The following is a 19728-nucleotide window of genomic DNA, read 5'->3' as shown; positions in this document are numbered from 1 at the left end:
CCTCACAAGGGGCTGCGGCGCGCGAACCGGACGACGGTGACGCCGGCGCGGGCCTGGCGCACCGAGGGCATCACCAGCACGCAGTCGTCGTAGGGGGTGGTGACGGGCTCGCCCTCGTTCCAGCCGATCACGGTGCCGGCCTTGTCGATCACCTCCAGGCCCTGGAAGGGCTCGACAAAGCGGAAGGCCGGGCTGCGGGCCACCACCGGGCCGGTCACCTCCAGCGCCCACTGGCGCGGGGCAGGCGGCTGCAGCCAGCCCGGCAGGGCGGCCAGCAGCACGGCCTCGTCGACCGTGCCGGATTCGCGCAGAAAGCGCAGGCAGGCGTCCTGGGCCACGCTGCGGCTGGACAGGTCGCCATGGAAGCCGCACTCGATGAGCAGCGAATGCGTGCCGTTGTCGGCCAGCTCGCCGAAGCGGCCGAAGTCGCGCATGCGCACGCCATCCTTGTGCCCGGCGTCGACCACGATGTGCTCGGGCGCGCCCAGGGCGCGGGCCAGCGCCCGGTTGCGCGGCTGCACGCCGGTCAGCAGCAGGGGCTGGCCGCGCTCATGCATGGAGTGCAGGTCGAGCAGCCAGTCGGCCTGCTCGACAAAGGGGCGCAGCTGGGCGGCGCGCCGGCGCTCCTGGCTGCCCCCGGCCTCGATGCGCTCGACCAGCCACTGGCGGTTCAGGTCTTCGTCGACAAAGCGCGAGGCGTCGTGGTTCAAGGGGTCGAAACGGTCGAACGCGGCCAGGTTGCAGAAGGCCAGCGTGAGGCGGCCGCGCTGCGGCCGCAGACCGGCCTGCAGCAGGCCCAGCAGGGCCCAGGCACCGCACAGCTCGTTGCCATGCACCAGGGCGCTGATCATCACGTGGCGGCCGGGCTGGTCGCCGTCGAACTGCCACACGCCTTCGACGCCGGTGTTGCCGGTGCGCCAGGGGCCCAGATCGGGACAGGGCAATGCGAATTCAGGGGATGCGGTCACGGGTTCACTCCTCGATGCGGGCAAATTCAACAATGCGCTTGTACTTGGCGCTTTCCTCGGCCATGAAGCGGGCCAGGTCCAGCTGCGGGTTGGCCACGGTGGAGCCGGTCTCCTCGAGCTTTTTGCGCACCTCGGGGGCCTGCAGGGTCTCGGCCAGGGCCTTCTTCAGGCGGGCGGCCACCGGCTCGGGCAGGCGGGCCGGGCCCAGCAAGGCGAACCAGGAGCTGATGTCGATGTTCTTGAGCGCTGGTGTCTCGGCCACCGCAGGCACGTCGGGCGTGGCCTGGGAGCGCTTGCGCTCGGTGGTGCCCAGGGCCACCAGCTTGCCGCTCTTGATCAGGGGCAGGCCGCTGGACAACACGAACACGCCGTAGTCCACGTTGCTGCCGAGCAAGTCGGTGGTCAGCGGGGCCACGCCGCGGTAGGGGATGTGGGTCATGAACAGCCCGCCCTGGTCCTTGATCATTTCGCCGGCCAGGTGCAAGGCCGTGCCCACGCCTGAGCTGCCATAGGTGAACTTGCCCGGGTTGGCCTTGACCTGTTTCATGAAGTCGGCCACGGTCTTGACCCCCGTGCGCGGCGAGGCCACCAGCACCATGGGCTGCGAGGCGATCAGCCCCAGGGGGGTGAAATCGCGCAGCTCGTACTTGACCGAGGCCGGGGCCACCAGGCGCTTGATGGCGATCTCGTTGTTGGCGCCTACCAGCAGGGTGTAGCCGTCGGCCGCGGCGCTGGCCACTTTCTGGGCCCCGATGGCGCCACCGGCGCCGCCCAGGTTCTCGATCACCACCGGCGTGCCCAGACGGCGCGACAGCTCGGGGCCGATGGTGCGCGCCATCAGGTCCGTGCTGCCACCGGCCGGGTAGCCGACCACCAGGGTGACAGGCTTGTCGGGATAGCCCTCGGCCTGGGCCAGCGGGGCCAGCACGGTCAGGGCACCCAGCGTGCTCAACAAGGGCCACAGCGCACGGCGGCGCAGGGACAGGGAGGATTCAGTGTTCATGGCAGGCTCCGGACAAGGCATACATGACAGGGGAAGGGGTGGCAGACGTCGGGCACAGGCAAGTGATCGTTCACAGCCCGCCGATTGTCCAGCCTGCAGGCTGACCTTTGGTGCCAAAACAGCACCAGACGGTGCTGTTTTCAAACACAAGCGTCAGAGCAGGCTCTCGCTGCGCTGCCAGACCTGCTCGGCCAGGTCCGACAGGCGCCGCTTGGCGCGGTACAGCCGCACCTCGAAGCGCACGGCCAGGCGCGGATCACCGACCCGGCCCAGGCGGCCCTCCTGCAGCGCCCCGGCCGCCAGCGAGACAGGCAACCAGGCCACGCCCAGGCCTTTGAGGGCGTACTCGAGCAAGGCATCGGCCGAGTCGCACTCGATGACCCGGCGCAGGGCCGGGGCCTGCGGGTGGTGGGCCAGGTGGTCCTGCACCAGGCGGCCCAGCGCCAGGCTGTCGGCATAGGCCAGATAAGGGGCGGCGATGCCCGGGACGGAGGCATGCAGGGGCACGCCGCCGGCATCGCATTGGCTGACCGGCACCAGTTCGTCGCGAGCCAGGGTCAGGTGGCTGTACTGGCGGGCCGGGATCTGCAGCGCCAGCAGCGGGTGGTGGTAGGTGAGCATGAAGTCGACCTCACCGCGCTCCAGCAGGCGGGTGGTGTCGGCCAGGGCCCGGGTGCGGATCAGCACCTCGGCCTGGCCCAGCACGGGCTGCAGCCGGCACAGCCAGTCGGCCACCAGGGTGCGGGCCAGGGTGCGGCCGGTGGCCAGGCTCAGGGTCTGCTGTTCGCGCCCGGCCGCGCCGCGCAAGGCGTCATGGGCCTGGTTCAGGCCCTGCAGCAGGTGGCGGGCGTCCTGCAGCAGGCTGTCGCCGGCGGCGGTCAGCGTCACCGGGCCGGGGCCGCGCTGCACCAGCGGCGTGCCAGCCCATTCCTCCAGCGCCCGGATGCGCCGGCCGAAGGCCGGGTGGGTGACATGGCGCAGCTCGGCCGCGCGGGTGAAGCTGCGCGTCTGCGCCAGCACCACCAGGTCTTCGAGCCACTTGACCTGCATGGCGATGGCGGGGTGAGCGACGGGCCGGGGTTCAGCCGCGGGCGGCTTGCAGCAGGTCGCGGGTGCGCAGGGCTTCGCGGCGGGCCGCGTCCTGGAAATCATCGCCCGACGAGGCGTACAGGATGGCGCGCGAAGAGTTGACGACGATGGGGGCACCGGGCTTCCAGCCCGCGCGCACCGTGGCCACCGCGTCACCGCCCTGGGCCCCGACGCCAGGGATCAGCAGCGGCAGCGTGGGCGCCAGGGCCCGCACGCGCTCGATCTCGGCCGGGTAGGTGGCACCCACCACCAGGCCCAGCTGCCCGTTCAGGTTCCAGGGGCCCTGGGCCAGGCGGGCCACGTGTTCGTACAGCAGGGGCTGGCCCTCGACCGAGGCCAGGCGCTGGTTCTGCAGGTCGTCACCACCGGGGTTGGAGGTGCGGCACAGCAGGAAGGCGCCCTTGCCTTCGTACTTGAGGTAGGGCTGCACCGAGTCAAAGCCCATGAAGGGCGACAGGGTGACGGCATCGGCGCCATAGCGGTCAAACGCCTCTTTGGCGTACTGCTCGGCGGTCGAGCCGATGTCGCCGCGCTTGGCGTCCAGGATGATGGGCACGTGGGGCGCGACACGGCGCATGTGCTCCATCAGGCGCTCCAGCTGGCCTTCGGCGCGGTGCGCGGCAAAGTAGGCGATCTGGGGTTTGAAGGCGATCGACAGATCGGCCGTGGCATCGACGATGCGGGCGCAGAAATCGTAGATCTTGTTGGCGTCGCCCTTGAGCTGGGCCGGGAAGCGCGCGGGCTCAGGGTCCAGGCCCACGCAGAGCATGGAGCCGTTTTGTTGCTCGGCGTTGCGGAGCATGTCGAGGAAGGTCATGGGCGCCATTTTAAAGAGGTGCCCGATCGACGGGCAGCCGGGGGGAACGAAAGCTCAGCCCAGGGCCAGGCACAGGTCGGCCCAGGCGCGCGCCTTGTCGGTCTGGGCGCGCAGCAGGTAGGGGGCGTCGTAGGTGACGACGGCAGGCACGCCGTGCAGATCGTGCACGCGCCCGCGCAGCCGCCCCAGCGGCTCATCGGTGCCCAGGGCCTCACGCGCCGCGGTGCGCCCCATCAGCAGCACCCGCTGCGGTTGCCGGGCCTGCAGCAGTTCGGCCCAGCCCAGGGGTTCGGCGGCCTCGTCGGCGCCGCGCCGGGCCAGGCCGGCCGCCCACACCTGGGGCGCCTTGTGCAGGCCCATGGCACGCAGCATGTTGTCCAGCAGGCGGGCCGCCGGGCCGCCGTCTTCGGCCAGCGGGTCGTCGCCCGGCCAGATCGCCTCGGTGACCACCAGCCAACCGCCCGGGGCGGCGGGGCTGGCATACAGGGCCTGGGGCGGCAGCAGGCGCCAGGTGCTGGCCGCGCCGGCGACCACGCGCCCGGGGGCCGGGGCGGGGGCGGGGGCGGGGCGGGCCACTTGCGGCGGGGCCACAGGCGCCTGCGGGGCGGCTGCTGGGGGGGCTGCGGGCGCACTCATGCGCTGCGGTGCCTGGGTCGGTGTCTGGACCGAGGGTTGGACCTGTGTGTGGACCTGTGTATGGGCCGGTGCCTGGACCGGGGTCTGCTCCGGTGCACGCACCAGCAGCTCGCCCACCACCGGGGGCTCAGGCCACCAGTAGGGGATGTGCATCTCGTCCAGCATGGCGCGCTGGCGCGCGTCGAGGTTCAGGCTCATAGTTTCAGGCTCATCACAATCGCGTCTTCACGCCCTTCGAAGGCTGGATAGTAGGCCCGGCGCACGCCCACCCGCTGGTAACCATGGGCCAGGTACACCGAATACGCCCGGGTGTTGGACACCCGAACCTCCAGCCACAGCCACTGGGCGCCCTGCCCGCGCGACCAGGTGGCCAGGGCATCGAGCATCACCCGCGACCAACCTTGGCGTTGAAACGCCGGGGCGACGGTGATGTTCAGCAGGTGGACTTCGTCCACCCCCTTCATGGCCACAAAGTAGCCGATCAGGCTGTCATCGCCCACCAACACCTGGGCCTGGTAGCCCGAACGGATGGAATCGGTGAAGTTGCCCCGGCTCCAGGGGTGGGTGTAGGCCTGCTGCTCGACGACCAGCACGGCGTCCATCCAGGCCTCGGTCATGGTCTCGAATCGGGCTTCACTCACGGACATGGGGCACCTCAGACCTGGGGCTGGCGGGCCGCCTTGTCGGCCTCGCGCTCGGCGGTGGTCTGGGCCACCTTGTCACGGATGTACAGGGGCAGAGCCTGCTCGGCGGGCACCGCCCGCCCCGCCTGCCACAGCGCCGGGGCCAGGCGCAGCAGCGCCGTGGCGGTGGGCAACAGCGCCAGGCCCGGCGCCCCGGCCAGCCGCCCGGGGTAGGCCGCGGCGGCACTGCCGGCCAAAGTCCAGCCCGGGGGCACGGCCACGCTCTCGGGCGCACCCAGGGCGAAGTCGGCAGGCACCTGCCACTGGCCGCCCTGCCATTCGCAGGGCGCGCTGTAGACCTCGTTCATGCGGGCGTCCAGCGCGGCCACCACCCGGGTGCAGCCATGCTGGTGACGGGCCTCTTCGGCCACCGCCAGCAGGGTGCTGACCGGCAGCACCGGCAGACCGGCCCCGAAGGCCAGCCCTTGGGCCACCGAACAGGCGGTGCGCAGGCCGGTGAACGAGCCCGGGCCGCTGCCGAACACGATGGCATCAAGCTGCTGCAGTGTGAGCCCGGCCTGGGCCAGCAGCGCCAGCAGCGCCGGGATCAGGGTGGCCGAAGACTGGGCGCCCCCGGCGCCCTCCTGCTGCCACACGGCCTCACCCCGCCCCACGGCCAGCGAGAGGCGTTCGGTGCTGGTGTCAAAAGCAAGAAAATTCATATTCAGGGAAAGGGTTCAGCGCAGGCCTTTGGCCGGCTTGGAAAAAAGGGGGAACAACCCGGCCGGCCACGACGGCAGCACACCGGCCGCGATGCCCGCCGTGACCAGGGCCAGGCCCAGCACCAGGTTCCAGTGCATGGGCTCGCCCAGCAGCCAGACCGCGCCCAGGGCCGACAGGCCCGGCACCAGGGCCGTGATCATGGTGGAACGCACCGGACCGAAGTATTGGATCATGCGCGTGAAGGCGATGCCCGAGATCACCACCGAGCCCACGCCCTGGAACAGCAGCTGAAAGACAATTTCGCCCCAGGGCGCCGAGCCCAGGCGGGTGGGCAGCAGGCCCGACTGCGTCAGCAGCGCAAAGACGGGCACAAAACTCAGCAGGGCCAGTGCGGTGACGGCCATGGTGGCCCGCACCGCATCGGCCCCGGTGCGGCGCACCAGCACGCTGTAGGTGGCCCAGCAACTGCTGGCCGCCATGAACAGCAGATCGCCCTTCCAGACCGAGCCCTGGCCCGACAAGGCGCCCAGCAGGCTGGCGCCACCGACCAGCAGGTCGCCCAGCAGGATCAGACCCAGGCCGAACACCCGCGCCGCAGGCGGCCGGTCGCCCAACAGCCAGATGCTCAGCAGTGAAGCCCACAAGGGCAGGCTGCCGGGCATCAGCACCGAGCCGTGGGCGGCCGGAGCAAAAAAGAAACCGCTGTAGGCCAGCACGGCATAGGCCAGCCCGCCGAACAGGCCCAGCACCAGCGTGGGCCGCAGCGGCAGCGGCGACAAGCCGCCCAGCGAGCCACTGAAACCCGCCGGGCTGCGCCGCTCACGCCGGGCGCGCCACAGCGCCCAGGGCATGAGCACGGACGCGGCCCCGACGATGCGCAAAAAGGCGATGTCGAAAGGGCTGAGGGTGCGCTGGGCCGAGGCTCGGGCAATCACGATGAAGGCGGTCCAGATCAGGACCGTGACGAGGGCGGACGCCAGGCCCACCGCTCGCGGAGAAAAACGCATGGGGCGATTATCCCGAAATGGCTTCAGGCAGGCGGTGCCGTGTCAAGATCCGGGGCCAGACTGATCTGCCCTGCGATGAAACCAAGCCGTTTGATGCCGCTGTCAACCTCTTCCCCCCTGGCCCATGCCTGCCTGCGCTCACTGCTGGGCGGCGCGCTGCTGCTGGCCTATGCCCTGTGCGCCAGCGCCGCCACCGCCCTCCCCCCCGAGATTGAGGCTGCGCTGACGCGCTCGCGCCTGCCGCGTGACTCGGTGGCCCTGCTGGTGAGCGAGGTGCAAGGCCAGCGCCCGCCCCGGCTGGCGCTGAACCCGGCAACCCCCATGAACCCGGCCTCGGTGACCAAGCTGATCACCACCGAGGCGGCCCTGGAGCTGCTGGGGCCGGCCTTCAGCTGGCAGACCCCGGTGTACCTGGATGGCCCGATTCGCGAGGGCACGCTGCAGGGCAACCTGGTCATCAAGGGCCAGGGCGACCCCAAGCTGGTGCTGGAGCGCCTGTGGCTGCTGCTGCGCCGGGTGCAGGGCCTGGGCATCCGCCAGATCAGTGGCGACATCGTGCTGGACCACAGCGCCTTCGAGCTGCCCGCGGTCAACCCGGCCGACTTCGATGGCGAGCCGCTCAAGCCCTACAACGCGGCGGCCGACGCGCTGCTGATCAACTTCCGCTCGCTGGTGCTGACCTGGGTGCCCGACTCGGCCGCCGGCCTGGCCCGGGTGCAGCTCGACCCACCGCTGGCCGGCGTGCAGTTCAGCCCCAGCGTGCCGCTGCTGGCCGGCGAATGCGGCGACTGGCGCACCCAGCTCAAGGCCCAGCTGGCCGACCCCAACCGCCTGGGCTTTGCTGGCGGCTACCCGGCCAGCTGCGGCGAGCGCAGCTGGCCCCTGGCCTATGCCGAGCCGGCGAGCTACAACGCCCGCGCCCTGGAAGGCCTGTGGAAGGACATGGGCGGGCGACTGGGCGGCCAGGTGCGCGACGGGCTGGTGCCGGCGGGCCTGCAGCCCATCTTCAGCCTGGCCTCGCCCCCGCTGGCCGAGGTGATCCGCGACATCAACAAATACAGCAACAACGTGATGGCGCAGCAGCTGTTCCTGACGCTGAGCCTGCAGCAAAAAGGGCTGGGCACGCCGGCGGGTTCGCGTGAGGTGCTGGGCCAATGGTGGCGGCGCCGTTTTGGCGAGGCCGATCTGCCCAGCCTGGACAATGGCTCGGGCCTGAGCCGGGACACCCGTGTGAGCGCCCAGGCCCTGACGCGGCTGCTGCAGGCTGCCTGGGCCGGCGGCACCATGCCGGAACTGTTGTCGTCCCTGCCGCTCAGCGGGGTGGACGGCACGCTGCGGCGGCTGGGCAAGGACAACGCGGCCGTGCAGGGCGCTGCCCACCTGAAAACCGGCAGCCTGCGCGACGTGACCGCCGTGGCCGGCGTGGTGCATGGCGCCAGCGGCCGCCGCTACACCCTGGTGGCCATGGCCAACCACCCCAATGCCAACGCCCTGCGCCCGGTGATCGAGGCCTTGATCGCCTGGACCGCGCGGGATCAGAACCTGCCCTGAACTGGTGCCTCCCATGTCCCTCACCGACCTGACCGGCTACCTGGCCGCCTGCCTCACCACCTGCAGCTTTGTGCCCCAGGCCTGGCTGACCTTCAAGACCCGCGATGTGCGTGGCATTTCGCTGGGCATGTACAGCGTGTTCACCTGCGGCGTGGCCTTGTGGCTGCTGTATGGCCTGGCCCTGGAGGCCTGGCCCATCGTCGCGGCCAATGCAGTCACGCTGAGCCTGGCCGCCAGCATCCTGACCATGAAGCTGCGCTACCGGTAGGTCGAAAAACAAGCCTGGGCGGCATTGACAACGGCCACGAAGGGCTTGGTAGTTTCCCGCTGACGACGCAGGTATCGCCAGCGTTACGATGGAGCGACGCAAAAACGAACGGTCGTTCTATTTTTAACAGGAGACATCCATGCGCCATTTCATCGGCCTTGCGCCCATTGTTGCGGCCCTCTTGCTCGCAGGGTGCGGCGGGGGCGGTTCTGACACGGGGGGCAGCAGCACCACGGACAACAGCGGCAGCCGCGGCTCGCTGCAGTACAACCCGCCCCTGCGCGTCACCGGCCTGAGCGCCAGCGACTTCCAGGCCCAGCTCAGTGCCAGCAGCACGGGCAAGGGCCTGCTGGCGGTGGCCGGCACACCGAAATGCGGGATCAATTTCCACTACATCCAGTACGGCACCGTGGGCGGTGCGGGCGAAGCCACCAATGGCACGGGCGCCTTGATGGTGCCCACCGGCACCGACCCGGCCTGCTCCGGGGCCCGCCCCATCGTGCTGTACGCCCACGGCACCACCACGGCCAAGGCCTACAACATCGCCAACATCCTGGACTCGAGCAACGACGCCTACGGCGAAAGCGTGCTGGTGGCCGCGGCCTTTGCAGCGCAGGGCTTCATCGTGGTGGCCCCCAATTACGCCGGCTACGACGCCTCCAAGCTCAGCTACCACCCCTACCTGAACGCCGATCAAGAGTCCAAGGACATGATCGACGCCCTGACCGCAGCCCGCACCGCCCTGCCCAATGTGGGTGGCAGCGATTCGGGCAAGCTGTTCATCACCGGCTACTCGCAAGGCGGCCACGTGGCCATGGCCACGCACCGGGCCCTGCAGGCCCTGGGCAAGAGCGTGACCGCCTCGGCCCCGCTGTCGGGCCCCTATGCCCTGGCCGCCCTGGTGGACGCGGTGTACTACGGCAATGTGAACTTGGGCTCGACCATCTTCACCCCGATGCTGACCACCAGCTACCAGAAGGCCTACGGCAACATCTACAGCACACCCAGCGACATCTACAGCAGCAACTTCGCCACCGGCATCGACACCCTGCTGCCCTCGACCAGCTCGCTCAGCACGCTGTTGACCCAAGGCAAGCTGCCACAGACGGCCCTGTTCAGCAGCACCCCACCCACGGCACCGGCAGGTTCGCCGGCCAGCCTGCAGGCCACATTGAACGCCATCACCCCGCCCACCACGCCGGCCGCCCAGGCAGCCCTGTTCGCCCTGGGCTTTGGCAGCAATCCGCTGGTGACCAACAACGCGCGCCTGGCCTATCTGCTGGACGCCCTGGCCAACCCGGACGGTGCCGTGCCCAACACCACGACCGGCCTGCCCGCCAGCGCACCGACCAACACCATGCGCCAGGCCTTCAAGACCAACGACCTGCGCAACTGGACGCCCACGCGCCCGGTGCTGATGTGCGGTGGCAATGGCGACCCGACGGTGTTCTACAGCGTCAACACCCAGTTGCTGGCCAAGCTGTGGAGCGCACCGTCGCCCATGGCCATGGGCACCGGGCTGCTCAATGTGCTTGACGTGGACTCGGCCGTGACTGGCGCCAGCGACCCGTTCGCCGCCGCCAAGGTGGGCTTTGCCACCCTGAAGGCCTCCACCGCCGCGGCCGCTGTGGCCGCCGGGGCCACCGATGGGGGTGCCAGCGCCGTGGTGCAGGCCTACCACGGCAGCCTGGTGCCACCGTTCTGCACGGTCGCAGCGCGCGGCTTCTTCCAGCAGGTGCTGGCCGCCGGCCTCTGAGCCCCACCCAAGACGCAGGAGACAAACATGACATTCCGGCTGAACCCTCTCGCCCTGGCCCTCGCCCCCCTCTTGCTGGGTGGCACAACGGCCTGGGCCCAGGACAACATCCTCAGGGTGGGCTACACCCAGGTGCAACCCAACTCGTCCGCCAGTGACGCCACCGGCCCCTTCCTGTTGAAGCCGAACTCGGGCGTGAGCCTGACGGTGAAAGACCAGAGCACGCTGTTCTTCTCGTACGCACGAAAGATCGATGACCGGCTGGAAGTGGAACTGGCCATGGGCGTTCCGCCCACCCACGACATCGCCGCCAAGCTGAACCCGGCCATCGTGCCGGGCTACATCGTCTCGGCCTACCAGGGGCAGACGATCGCCAAGATCAGGCAGTTTGCGCCCACGGTGTTCCTGAACTACAGCTTTGGCGAAAGCAGCAGCGCACTGCGCCCCTTTGTCGGGGTGGGCGTCAACTACACCAAGTTCGACAAGCGCAGCTCCACCAGCATCGGCAACTCGCTCAATGGCGGGCCGACCGACATCCAGCTCAGCGACTCCTGGGGGCTGGCCGCCCAGGTGGGCCTGGAATACCGCATCAACGACAAGTGGTCGCTCCATGGCTCGGTGGCCACCGCCCGCGTCAAGACCACGCTGACGGCCACCACCGCGGGTGCCGCCCGCGTGATGGACATCACCTTCCACCCCGTGGTGCTCACGATGACGGCGGGCTACCGGTTCTGAGGCGGAACGGCCCCCACACCCTGAAGGCCCCGCGTGCGGGGCCTTTTTTCATGGGGGACAGCCCATGAAAAAGGGGGCCTGGGCCCCCTGATCTGTGCCGGCCACGCTGCCTGCGCAACGTGCCGTGTGCGTGCACTGACTTACCAGCGCGACTTCATGCGGCCGTAGGCGTAGGTGCCATACAGCGTCTGGGCCGCAGGGGTGAAGTACAGCTTGTCGGCAAAGGTGTACTTGGTGTAATCCACGCCACTGGCCAGGGTGCTGGTGGTGCACAGGCTGGAGTTGACCTGGCCGTTGCCGATGCCGATGCCCGCGCCGCTGTCGGTCGAGGTGCAGGCGATGTTGGTCGAATCGGTCAGGCTGTAGCTGCTGGGCGAGGCGATGACCAGGTTGTAGTAGTAGGCAGCGTCGATGTAGAGCACATTGGCGCCCAGGTCGTTGATCGCCAGCAGCAGCGCGCTGTTGAACTTGAGCACGCCGTTGCTGATCATGCTGGCCTGGCCGGTGCCCACGCCCCAGGGCGACTTGCTGACGTCGTACAGGCCCGACACCACCACGTACTTGGCGCCCGCCGTGACCAGGCGACGCACCTGGGTGCCCATGTCCGTGCCGGCCTGGGTCATGGCCGCCGCAAAGCTGGCCGAGTTGCTGCTGTTGGCGTTGTAGCTGACCAGCAGATCGCCCAGGCCGCCGTTGAGCAGCACCACGTCGTTGGCACCGAACTTGTCAGCGGCCAGGAACTTGTCGACCTGCTGCGCGACGGTCAGCGTGCTGCCGTTCACGTCGTCGGGCGTGCCCACGATGCGGGCATGGCCACGGGCATAGCTGGTGCCGCCCGAGGCCAGGGTGACCAGGGTGCCGCCGTAGCTGGTGGCCACCTGCTGGGTCCAGACGTTGACCGTGCCGTCGTTGACGGTGTAGCGCGAGCCGGACTGGCCCAGGTCACTGAGGCCATCACCGAAGGCGATGAAACGCGAGGGCGCCAGGGCCGACTCGATGGTGCTGGAGCCGCAAGCCGAGAGCACGGCGGCCGATGCACAAGCCGCCAGCAACACAGCGCGGCGCAACCATTTTCCAGTCATTGAAATCTCCAAAAGATAGCCGGTAGTTTAACGAGGGCCGGCCTCAGGCCGCGGCAGCCCGTTGCAAGCGATCGCGCACCCCTTCCCAGGCCGGGGTGGCGGGTGGGGTTTCGACCCAGATCAGTTTCACGCCAGCCTCGTCGAAGCCGCGCAGGGCCGCAAACAGCTCGCGAGCGGCGTCTTCGGCCTGCGCGGGCATGGGTCGCAGCAGCACCCCGGGCGCTGGGGTGCGCAAGGGGCTTCGGGCATAGACGGCCACCGAACTGGCCTGGGGGCCGAGCACATCCAGGGCTGTCTGCAGGGCCTGGGCCTCCATCAGGCGCACCTTGGCCTGGGGGGCGTAGTGGGCCTCGAGGGTGCCTGAGGCCCGCGGATCGGGGCTGGCCAGCTCTTCGCGCGTGCGCAGGGGCTGGCCGCAGGCGGCCTCGATCTGCTCGCGCGTGACGCCGCCGGGGCGCAGCAGCACCGGTGCGCCGCGGGTGCAATCGACGATGGTGGATTCGATGCCCACCTCGCAGGCACCGCCATCGAGCACCAGCAAGCCGTCGCCGAACTCGCCCAGCACGTGGGCCGCCGTCGTGGGGCTGACCCGGCCGAACAGGTTGGCGCTGGGCGCCGCCAGCCCATGCACGCCCACGGCCTCACAGGCCTTGAGCAGGGCATGGGCCACGGGGTGCGAGGGGCAACGCAGGCCCACGGAGTCCTGGCCGGCCGCGGCGGCCGCCCCGGCCTCGGGGCGGCGCGGCAGGATCAGGGTCAGCGGGCCGGGCCAGAAGGCCTGGATCAGCCGCTGGGCGAAGGCCGGCACGTCGTGGGCAAAGGCGTTCACGCCTTCGACCCCGGCCACGTGCACGATCAGGGGGTGGTCGCTGGGCCGCCCTTTGGCCGAAAAGATCCGGGCCACCGCCGCGTCACTGCCGGCGTCGGCCGCCAGACCGTAGACCGTCTCGGTGGGCAGGCCCACCAGTTCGCCACGCGCCAGCGCCTGGGCGGCGCTCAGCACCGCAGCGGGGTCTTGCCCATCAAGAATCATGGTTTAGCACTCCGACGGGCTCAGAAAGGCGCAATGCCCAGGATGGCCGCGGCCTGCAAGGCCTGCTCGCGCACCGCCTCGGGGCTGGGGCCGGTGAAGTTCAGGTGCCCCATCTTGCGGCCCCGCTTGGCGTCCAGCTTGCCGTACAGGTGCAGGTGCGCACCGGGCAAGGCCAGGATGCGGTCCCAGGCCGGGGTGCGTTGCTGGTCGCTGCCGGGCTCGAACCACAGATCGCCCAGCAGGTTGAGCATGATGGTGGGGCTGTGCAGGCGCGGCTGCACCAGGGGCAGGCCGACCATGGCGCGCACCTGCAGATCGAACTGCGACAGGTCGCAGGCGTCGATGGTGTAGTGGCCGCTGTTGTGCGGGCGGGGGGCGATCTCGTTGACCACCAGCGAGCCGTCCTGCAGCACGAAGAACTCGACACACAGCACGCCCACGTAGTCCAGGCCCTGCGCCACCGAACGGGCGGCCGCCACGGCCTGTGCGGCCACAGCGGCGCTCACATTGCCCTCGAACACCTCGGTGACGGCCAGGATGCCGTCGCGGTGCAGGTTGCGCTGCACCGGGAAGTTGACCTGCTGGCCGGCCGCATCGCGCGCCACGATGACCGAACACTCGGCCGCCAGGGGCAGCATTTTTTCGAGCACGCAGGGCACCTGCTTCAGGCCCTGCCAGGCGGCGGCCAGCTCGGCGCGGGTCTTGACGCGCACCTGACCCTTGCCGTCATAGCCCATGCGCGCGGTCTTGAGGATGCCGGGCAGCAGCGCCGCGTCATCCAGCGCCGCCAGTTGGGCCTCGGTCTCGATCACGGCGTACGGGGCACAGGGCACGCCGCAACTCACGAAGTGCGCCTTCTCGCGGGCCCGGTCCTGGGCGATGGAGACGGCCGAAGCGGCCGGCGCCACCGGCCGTTGCTCGGCCAGGGTGGCCAGCGCCTGCGCCGGCACGTTCTCGAACTCGGTGGTCACCGCGCTGCACAGGCGGCTCAATTCGGCCAGGCCTTGAGGGTCCAGGTAATCGGTCTGGATGTGGTGGTGGCTGACGCGGCCGGCCGGGCTGGTCGGGTCCGGGTCCAGTACCGCGGTGAAATACCCCATCTGCTGGGCGGCGTGCACGAACATGCGGCCCAGTTGGCCACCGCCAAGCACGCCCAGGGTGGTTTCGCCCTGGGAGGCAGGCAGAAGGGGCTGGCGTGGTGTGTTCGTCATCATCATCCTGCGACAGGCGGCAGCGTCATGGCGCGGGCCACTTCGGTTTGTTCGGCGCGGAAGGCCTCCAGGCGCTGGCGCAGCGCCGGGTCTTCATTGGCCAGCAGGGCCACCGCGAACAGGGCCGCATTGGCGGCCCCCGCCGTGCCGATGGCAAAGGTGGCCACCGGGATGCCCTTGGGCATCTGCACGATGCTGTGGAGCGAATCCACGCCTTGCAGGTGGCGGCTGGCCACCGGCACGCCCAGCACGGGCACGGTGGTCTTGGCGGCGATCATGCCGGGCAGGTGGGCAGCGCCCCCGGCCCCGGCGATGATGGCTTTGAGACCGCGGCCGACGGCGGCTTCGGCGTAGGCGAACATGTCGTCCGGCATCCGGTGCGCCGAAACCACCCGGGCTTCGTGGGCGATGCCGAATTGCTGGAGAATCTGGACTGCATGCTGCATGGTGTCCCAGTCACTGCTGGAACCCATGACCACGCCGATTTGAATGCTGCTGCTTGTCATAGGCTGTAAGGTTCGGTGCGGGCCAGCGGGCCCGTTTGGGCCCGCCACAGCCGGGGACACCGGGTTGCAACCCTGAATTTTACTTTTAGGCCCAGAAGGCTACGAAATGATTGACGTCACGATCCAAAACTTTGAAACCGAAGTCATTGCCGCTTCGATGAGCACGCCCGTGCTGGTGGACTTCTGGGCCGACTGGTGCGGGCCTTGCAAACAGCTGGGTCCGCTGCTGGAAAAGCTCGAAGAAGACTACGCGGGCCGCTTCAAACTGGTGAAGATCAACGCCGATGAGGAACAGCAGCTGGCGGGGGCTTTCGGCATCCGCAGCCTGCCCACCTGCATTTTGCTGATGGGTGGCAAGCCGGTGGATGGCTTCATGGGCGCGATTCCCCCTGCAGAACTGCGGGCCTTTCTGGACAAGCACATCCCCTCGGAAGAAGCCCTGCTGGCCGAAAGCGAGACCGAAGAGGCCGAGGCCCTGCTCGAATCGGGCGACACCGAAGCCGCCATGGCCAAGCTGGCCGACGCGGTGGCCGCCGACCCGGGCAATGACGATGCCCGCTTCGACTACGCCCGCCTGCTGATCGCCGAAGGCGGCTTCGAGGAAGCCCGCGCCCTGCTGGCCGAGCCGCTGACCCGCATCCCCAAGCCGCTGCGTTTTGAAGCCCTGCTGCACTGGATGGAAGCCCTGGAGTTCGTGAGCACCGACGAGCGTGGCCAATGGGCGCTGACCGATTTCGACGCCCGCATCGCCGAGAACAAGCGCGACTTCGACACCCGCTTTGCCAAGAGCCGCATGCTGATCGCGCTGGGCGACTGGACCGGCGCCATGGATGAGCTGTTGGAGATCATCATGCGCGACAAGACCTGGAACCAGGAAGCGGCGCGCAAGACCTTTGTGGCCATCCTGGAGTTGCTGACCCCGCCCAAGCCCAAGGCCAGCGCGGCCGATGGCAGTGGCAAGAGCGCGGGCGGCATCGAGCTGGCCGGCAAGTCGGTGGCCGAGCTGGACCCGCAGGCCGAGCTGGTGTCGAAGTACCGGCGCAAGCTGAGCATGTCCTTGAATTGAGGCCCCCACGGTCGTGCACTTCGTGTCACTCCCTGCCCCCCGAGGGGGCCGCAGCCCGCCTTCGGGCGGCCGGGCGGCGGGCTGATCACTTCGTTGCTGGCCTGCTGAAGGAATACCGGGGCAGGATGACCCCCACGGTCGTGCACTTCGTGTCACTCCCTGCCCCCCAGAGGGGGCCGCAGGCCGCCTTGGGGCGGCCCGGTGCCGGCCTGTTCACTTCGATGCTGGCCTGCTGAAGGAAGACCGGGGCCTGGCGGCCCCACGTTCGCTCACTGCGTGTCGCGCCCTTGGGCCCAGGGGCGGTCAGGCAGCGTGGCGGGCGGCAGGTAGAGTGGGACGGTGGTGCTCTGTAGCCAGCACGCGCTCTGGGTTGAGGCTGCGGATGGGGATGCTGGTGTCCTGGGGGATGCCGCCGCTGAGTTGCAGGGCCATGTAGCGGCCGCAGCAGACGCGCAGGAAGGACGCAAAGTTCTCGACGCTGCCGCGTTCGGCCTGCAGTTCATCATGCAGGCGGGCGCAGAGTTGGGGCACGCTCATGCCGTCGCGGGTGGCGATTTCTTCGAGCACCTGCCAGAACAGGTTTTCCAGCCGGATGCTGGTGGCCACGCCGTGCAGGCGCACGGATCGGGCACGGTTGTCGTACAGGCGCGGGTCGGCGCTGATGAACACCTGGCACATGTTGTTGTCTCCTGGGCAGGCCTGCATCTTCGGGGCGGGCCGGCGGGGCCGTCAAGAGACGGCCCGTTCTGAACAGGGGGCTCAGTGGGTGATGCGGGTGCCCAGCACGTGCAGGAACTGCGCGATCCAGTCGGGGTGGGCCGGCCAGGCGGGGGCGGAGACCAGCTTGCCGTCGGTGTGGGCCTTGTCGACGGCGATGTCGGCGTAGCGGCCACCGGCCAGTTCGACCTCGGCGCGGCAGGCCGGGTAGGCGGAGCAGGTGCGGTCTTTCAGCACGCCGGCGCCGGCCAGCAGCTGGGCGCCGTGGCAGATGGCAGCCACGGGCTTGTCGGTGTCGAAGAAATGGCGCACGGCGGCCACCACGGCGGGGTAGGTGCGCAGGTACTCGGGGCCGCGGCCGCCGGGCACGACCAGGGCGTCGTACTGCTCGGGGCTCACCTCGGCAAAGCTGGCGTTGAGCACAAAGTTGTGCCCGGGCTTTTCGCTGTAGGTCTGGGCACCCTCGAAGTCATGGATGGCCGTCTTGATGGCCTCGCCAGCCTTCTTGTCAGGGCACACCGCATGCACGGTGTGGCCCACGGCCAGCAAGGCCTGGAACGGCACCATCACTTCGTAGTCTTCGCAGTAATCCCCGCAGATCATGAGAATCTTCTTGCCCGCCATGTCGGTCTCCTGTGTTGATTGAGGCGACCTGATTGTTCGGGCAGCCCGCGATGGGCGGGTGTTATCGGGTTACTACAAGGCACAAGGAGGTGGCGTGCCCGGCCTCCTCGGCACGGGATCAGGCGGTGAGGCGTTGCAGGGCTTCGCGGTATTTGGCGGCCGTCTTCTCGATCACCTCACGCGGCAGGCGCGGTGCGGGGGCGGTCTTGTTCCAGGGCGCGCCGTTGACGCGCACGGCTTCGAGCCAGTCGCGCACGAACTGCTTGTCGTAGCTGGGCGGGTTTTCGCCGGCGGCAAAGGCGGCGTCGTAGCCTTCGACGGGCCAGTAGCGCGAGCTGTCGGGGGTCAGCACCTCATCCATCAGCACCAGCGTGCCGTCGGTGTCCAGACCGAATTCGAACTTGGTGTCGGCAATGATCATGCCCTTGGTCAGCGCGATCTCGGCGGCGGCCTTGTAGATGGCGATGCTGATGTCGCGGATGCGGGTGGCCAGGTCCAGGCCGATCATCTCGACCGTGCGCTCGAAGGTGATGTTCTCGTCGTGTTCGCCCATCTCGGCCTTGGCGGCGGGGGTGTAGATGGGCTCGGGCAGGCGCGAGGCGTTCTTCAGGCCTTCAGGCAGGGGCACACCGCAGACCGAGCGGCTTTCCTGGTATTCCTTCCAGCCGCTGCCGGCCAGGTAGCCGCGCACCACGGCTTCGACCGGGATGGGCTTGAGGCGCTTGACCAGCATCGAACGGCCCGTGACCTGGGCCACTTCGTCGGCTGCCACCACGCTCTCGGGGGCGTCACCGGTCAGGTGGTTGGGGCACAGATGGCCCAGCTTGTCGAACCAGAACAGCGCCATCTGGGTCAGCAGCTCGCCCTTGCCCGGAATCGGCTCGCCCATGATGACGTCGAAGGCGGAAAGGCGGTCGCTGGCCACCATCAGGATGCGGTCGGTGCCCACGGCATAGTTGTCGCGCACCTTGCCACGGGCCAGCAGGGAGAGGGAATGGAGGGCAGAGGTGTGCAAGGCGGTGGACATGGTTTTGACTTCAGAGAAAACGGCGGAAACCCGGAAATGAAAAAGCCCGCTGAACAGTCAACGGGCCCGCGCTATTCGGCCCGATTATCGCAAGAGTCGGCCGGCCACGCCACGAAGCGGCCCGGCAAGCGGCCTCAAGCCCGGGGCCGGGCATGAAAAAAGGCCCCGCAGGGCCCCTTGATGGGTGTGGCCCCCAAGGGGCCACACAGCCTCAATTCACGACTTGAGCGAGTTCGCCGGCCGCGTAACGCGCAGCCAGGACCTGCAGGCTGCTGCCCTTGATCTTGGCGCCCTGGCCTTCGCAACCGAACTCGAGGTAACGCTGCTTGCACACGGCCTTGGCGGCTTCGCGGGCGGGCTTGAGCCATTCGCGGGCGTCGAACTTGTCGGGGTTCTCGGCCAGGAACTTGCGCACCGCGCCGGTCATGGCCAGGCGGATGTCGGTGTCGATGTTGATCTTGCGCACGCCGTGCTTGATGGCTTCCTGGATTTCACTGACGGGCACGCCGTAGGTTTCCTTCATCTTGCCGCCGTACTGGTTGATGAGCGCCAACAGTTCCTGCGGCACCGACGAGGAGCCGTGCATCACCAGGTGGGTGTTGGGGATGCGGGCGTGGATTTCCTTGACGCGGCTGATGGCCAGCACATCGCCGGTGGGCGGGCGGCTGAACTTGTAGGCGCCGTGGCTGGTGCCGATGGCGATGGCCAGCGCGTCGAGCTGGGTTTCCTGCACGAAACGGGCCGCCTCTTCCGGGTCGGTCAGCATCTGGCTGTGATCGAGCTTGCCGACGGCACCGATGCCGTCTTCCTCGCCGGCTTCGCCGGTTTCGAGCGAACCCAGGCAGCCCAGCTCGCCTTCGACGGTGACACCCACCTTGTGGGCCAGGGCCACGACCTGACGGGTCACCTCGACGTTGTAGGCGAAATCGGCCGGGGTCTTGCCGTCTTCACGCAGCGAGCCATCCATCATCACCGAGCCGAAGCCCAGATCGATGGCGCCGGCACAGATCTTGGGGCTGGTGCCGTGGTCCTGGTGCATCACCAGCGGGATGTGGGGGTAGGCTTCGGTGGCGGCCTGGATCAGGTGCTTGATGAAGGACTCACCGGCGTACTTGCGGGCACCCGCGCTGGCCTGCAGGATGACCGGAGCGCCCACTTCGTCGGCCGCAGCCATCACGGCCTGAACCTGTTCCAGGTTGTTGACGTTGAAGGCCGGAATGCCATAGCCGTTGGCCGCGGCGTGGTCCAGCAGTTCGCGCATGGAAACGAGAGACATGGTGTAGATC

21 protein-coding genes are annotated in these 19728 nt (G+C 69.0%); 5 read left to right on the top strand and 16 right to left on the bottom strand.

Annotated elements, in window-relative coordinates:
* Window positions 1–2 precede the first annotated feature (2 nt).
* From L880_RS0120555 to L880_RS32985, 8 genes are all read right to left on the bottom strand, one after another.
* Window positions 3–968: a M14 family metallopeptidase gene (locus L880_RS0120555; protein ID WP_027477277.1), complete on the bottom strand. Its 966-nt coding sequence runs from the start codon at window positions 966–968 to the stop codon at window positions 3–5.
* 4 nt (window positions 969–972) lie between these two features.
* The gene (locus tag L880_RS0120550) at window positions 973–1971 is read right to left on the bottom strand and encodes a Bug family tripartite tricarboxylate transporter substrate binding protein (RefSeq protein ID WP_027477276.1); all 999 of its coding nucleotides are present in this window, start codon (window positions 1969–1971) and stop codon (window positions 973–975) included.
* Window positions 1972–2124: 153 nt separating this feature from the next.
* Window positions 2125–3021 (bottom strand): LysR family transcriptional regulator, encoded by an 897-nt coding sequence (locus L880_RS0120545; RefSeq protein ID WP_027477275.1) that lies wholly within the window; start codon window positions 3019–3021, stop codon window positions 2125–2127.
* A 31-nt stretch (window positions 3022–3052) separates the two neighbouring features.
* The gene (pyrF, locus tag L880_RS0120540; protein ID WP_019576936.1) at window positions 3053–3877 is read right to left on the bottom strand and encodes an orotidine-5'-phosphate decarboxylase; all 825 of its coding nucleotides are present in this window, start codon (window positions 3875–3877) and stop codon (window positions 3053–3055) included.
* A 54-nt stretch (window positions 3878–3931) separates the two neighbouring features.
* Complete coding sequence (locus tag L880_RS0120535; protein ID WP_027477274.1) at window positions 3932–4711, bottom strand: uracil-DNA glycosylase family protein; 780 nt, start codon at window positions 4709–4711, stop codon at window positions 3932–3934.
* On the bottom strand, window positions 4708–5160 hold the full coding sequence (rimI, locus tag L880_RS0120530; protein ID WP_027477273.1) for a ribosomal protein S18-alanine N-acetyltransferase: 453 nt from the start codon (window positions 5158–5160) through the stop codon (window positions 4708–4710). Before rimI ends, L880_RS0120535 begins: the two co-directional genes overlap by 4 nt.
* Window positions 5161–5168: 8 nt before the next feature.
* Window positions 5169–5858, bottom strand: a complete 690-nt coding sequence (tsaB, locus tag L880_RS0120525) for a tRNA (adenosine(37)-N6)-threonylcarbamoyltransferase complex dimerization subunit type 1 TsaB (RefSeq protein ID WP_027477272.1) — start codon at window positions 5856–5858, stop codon at window positions 5169–5171.
* A gap of 15 nt (window positions 5859–5873) precedes the next feature.
* Window positions 5874–6866 carry a DMT family transporter gene (locus L880_RS32985; protein ID WP_043330090.1) on the bottom strand — a complete coding sequence of 331 codons (993 nt, stop codon included), beginning with the start codon at window positions 6864–6866 and terminating at the stop codon, window positions 5874–5876.
* Window positions 6867–6959: 93 nt separating this feature from the next.
* Between L880_RS32985 and dacB the strand changes: the two genes are divergently transcribed.
* From dacB to L880_RS0120500, 4 genes are all read left to right on the top strand, one after another.
* Window positions 6960–8417 (top strand): D-alanyl-D-alanine carboxypeptidase/D-alanyl-D-alanine endopeptidase, encoded by a 1458-nt coding sequence (gene dacB / locus L880_RS0120515; protein WP_027477271.1) that lies wholly within the window; start codon window positions 6960–6962, stop codon window positions 8415–8417.
* Between the two features lie 13 nt (window positions 8418–8430).
* On the top strand, window positions 8431–8685 hold the full coding sequence (locus L880_RS0120510) for a SemiSWEET transporter (protein ID WP_027477270.1): 255 nt from the start codon (window positions 8431–8433) through the stop codon (window positions 8683–8685).
* Window positions 8686–8824: 139 nt separating this feature from the next.
* Complete coding sequence (locus L880_RS0120505) at window positions 8825–10441, top strand: alpha/beta hydrolase family protein (protein ID WP_027477269.1); 1617 nt, start codon at window positions 8825–8827, stop codon at window positions 10439–10441.
* Between the two features lie 27 nt (window positions 10442–10468).
* Window positions 10469–11176 (top strand): OmpW/AlkL family protein, encoded by a 708-nt coding sequence (locus L880_RS0120500; RefSeq protein WP_027477268.1) that lies wholly within the window; start codon window positions 10469–10471, stop codon window positions 11174–11176.
* A 140-nt stretch (window positions 11177–11316) separates the two neighbouring features.
* Here the strand turns inward: L880_RS0120500 and L880_RS0120495 are convergent, their stop codons facing one another.
* From L880_RS0120495 to purE, 4 genes are read right to left on the bottom strand one after another with little or no spacing between them, the layout of a single operon-like run.
* The gene (locus L880_RS0120495; protein WP_027477267.1) at window positions 11317–12258 is read right to left on the bottom strand and encodes an SGNH/GDSL hydrolase family protein; all 942 of its coding nucleotides are present in this window, start codon (window positions 12256–12258) and stop codon (window positions 11317–11319) included.
* A gap of 43 nt (window positions 12259–12301) precedes the next feature.
* Window positions 12302–13291 (bottom strand): L-threonylcarbamoyladenylate synthase, encoded by a 990-nt coding sequence (locus tag L880_RS0120490; RefSeq protein WP_027477266.1) that lies wholly within the window; start codon window positions 13289–13291, stop codon window positions 12302–12304.
* A 20-nt stretch (window positions 13292–13311) separates the two neighbouring features.
* On the bottom strand, window positions 13312–14508 hold the full coding sequence (locus tag L880_RS0120485; RefSeq protein WP_425389204.1) for a 5-(carboxyamino)imidazole ribonucleotide synthase: 1197 nt from the start codon (window positions 14506–14508) through the stop codon (window positions 13312–13314).
* A complete protein-coding gene (gene purE / locus L880_RS0120480) occupies window positions 14505–15008 on the bottom strand; it encodes a 5-(carboxyamino)imidazole ribonucleotide mutase (protein ID WP_031256104.1) in 504 nt (167 codons plus the stop codon). Before purE ends, L880_RS0120485 begins: the two co-directional genes overlap by 4 nt.
* Window positions 15009–15114: 106 nt before the next feature.
* Here purE and trxA point away from each other — a divergent pair, with 106 nt between their 5' ends.
* On the top strand, window positions 15115–16074 hold the full coding sequence (trxA, locus tag L880_RS0120475; RefSeq protein WP_027477264.1) for a thioredoxin: 960 nt from the start codon (window positions 15115–15117) through the stop codon (window positions 16072–16074).
* Window positions 16075–16377: 303 nt separating this feature from the next.
* Here trxA and L880_RS0120465 read toward each other — a convergent pair whose 3' ends face one another.
* The 4 genes from L880_RS0120465 to fba all read right to left on the bottom strand — a co-directional run bounded on the left by L880_RS0120465 (window position 16378) and on the right by fba (window position 19718).
* On the bottom strand, window positions 16378–16752 hold the full coding sequence (locus L880_RS0120465; RefSeq protein WP_027477263.1) for a ribbon-helix-helix domain-containing protein: 375 nt from the start codon (window positions 16750–16752) through the stop codon (window positions 16378–16380).
* Between the two features lie 81 nt (window positions 16753–16833).
* A complete protein-coding gene (locus L880_RS0120460) occupies window positions 16834–17415 on the bottom strand; it encodes a DJ-1/PfpI family protein (protein ID WP_027477262.1) in 582 nt (193 codons plus the stop codon).
* A 118-nt stretch (window positions 17416–17533) separates the two neighbouring features.
* Complete coding sequence (locus tag L880_RS0120455) at window positions 17534–18442, bottom strand: phosphoribosylaminoimidazolesuccinocarboxamide synthase (RefSeq protein WP_027477261.1); 909 nt, start codon at window positions 18440–18442, stop codon at window positions 17534–17536.
* 211 nt (window positions 18443–18653) lie between these two features.
* Window positions 18654–19718, bottom strand: coding sequence for a class II fructose-bisphosphate aldolase (gene fba, locus L880_RS0120450; RefSeq protein ID WP_027477260.1), 1065 nt, complete (start codon window positions 19716–19718; stop codon window positions 18654–18656).
* Window positions 19719–19728 lie beyond the last annotated feature (10 nt).

The sequence above is a fragment of the Curvibacter gracilis ATCC BAA-807 genome, assembly GCF_000518645.1.
Classification (GTDB): domain Bacteria; phylum Pseudomonadota; class Gammaproteobacteria; order Burkholderiales; family Burkholderiaceae_C; genus Curvibacter; species Curvibacter gracilis.
This window is presented reverse-complemented; position numbering and strand designations above follow the sequence as displayed.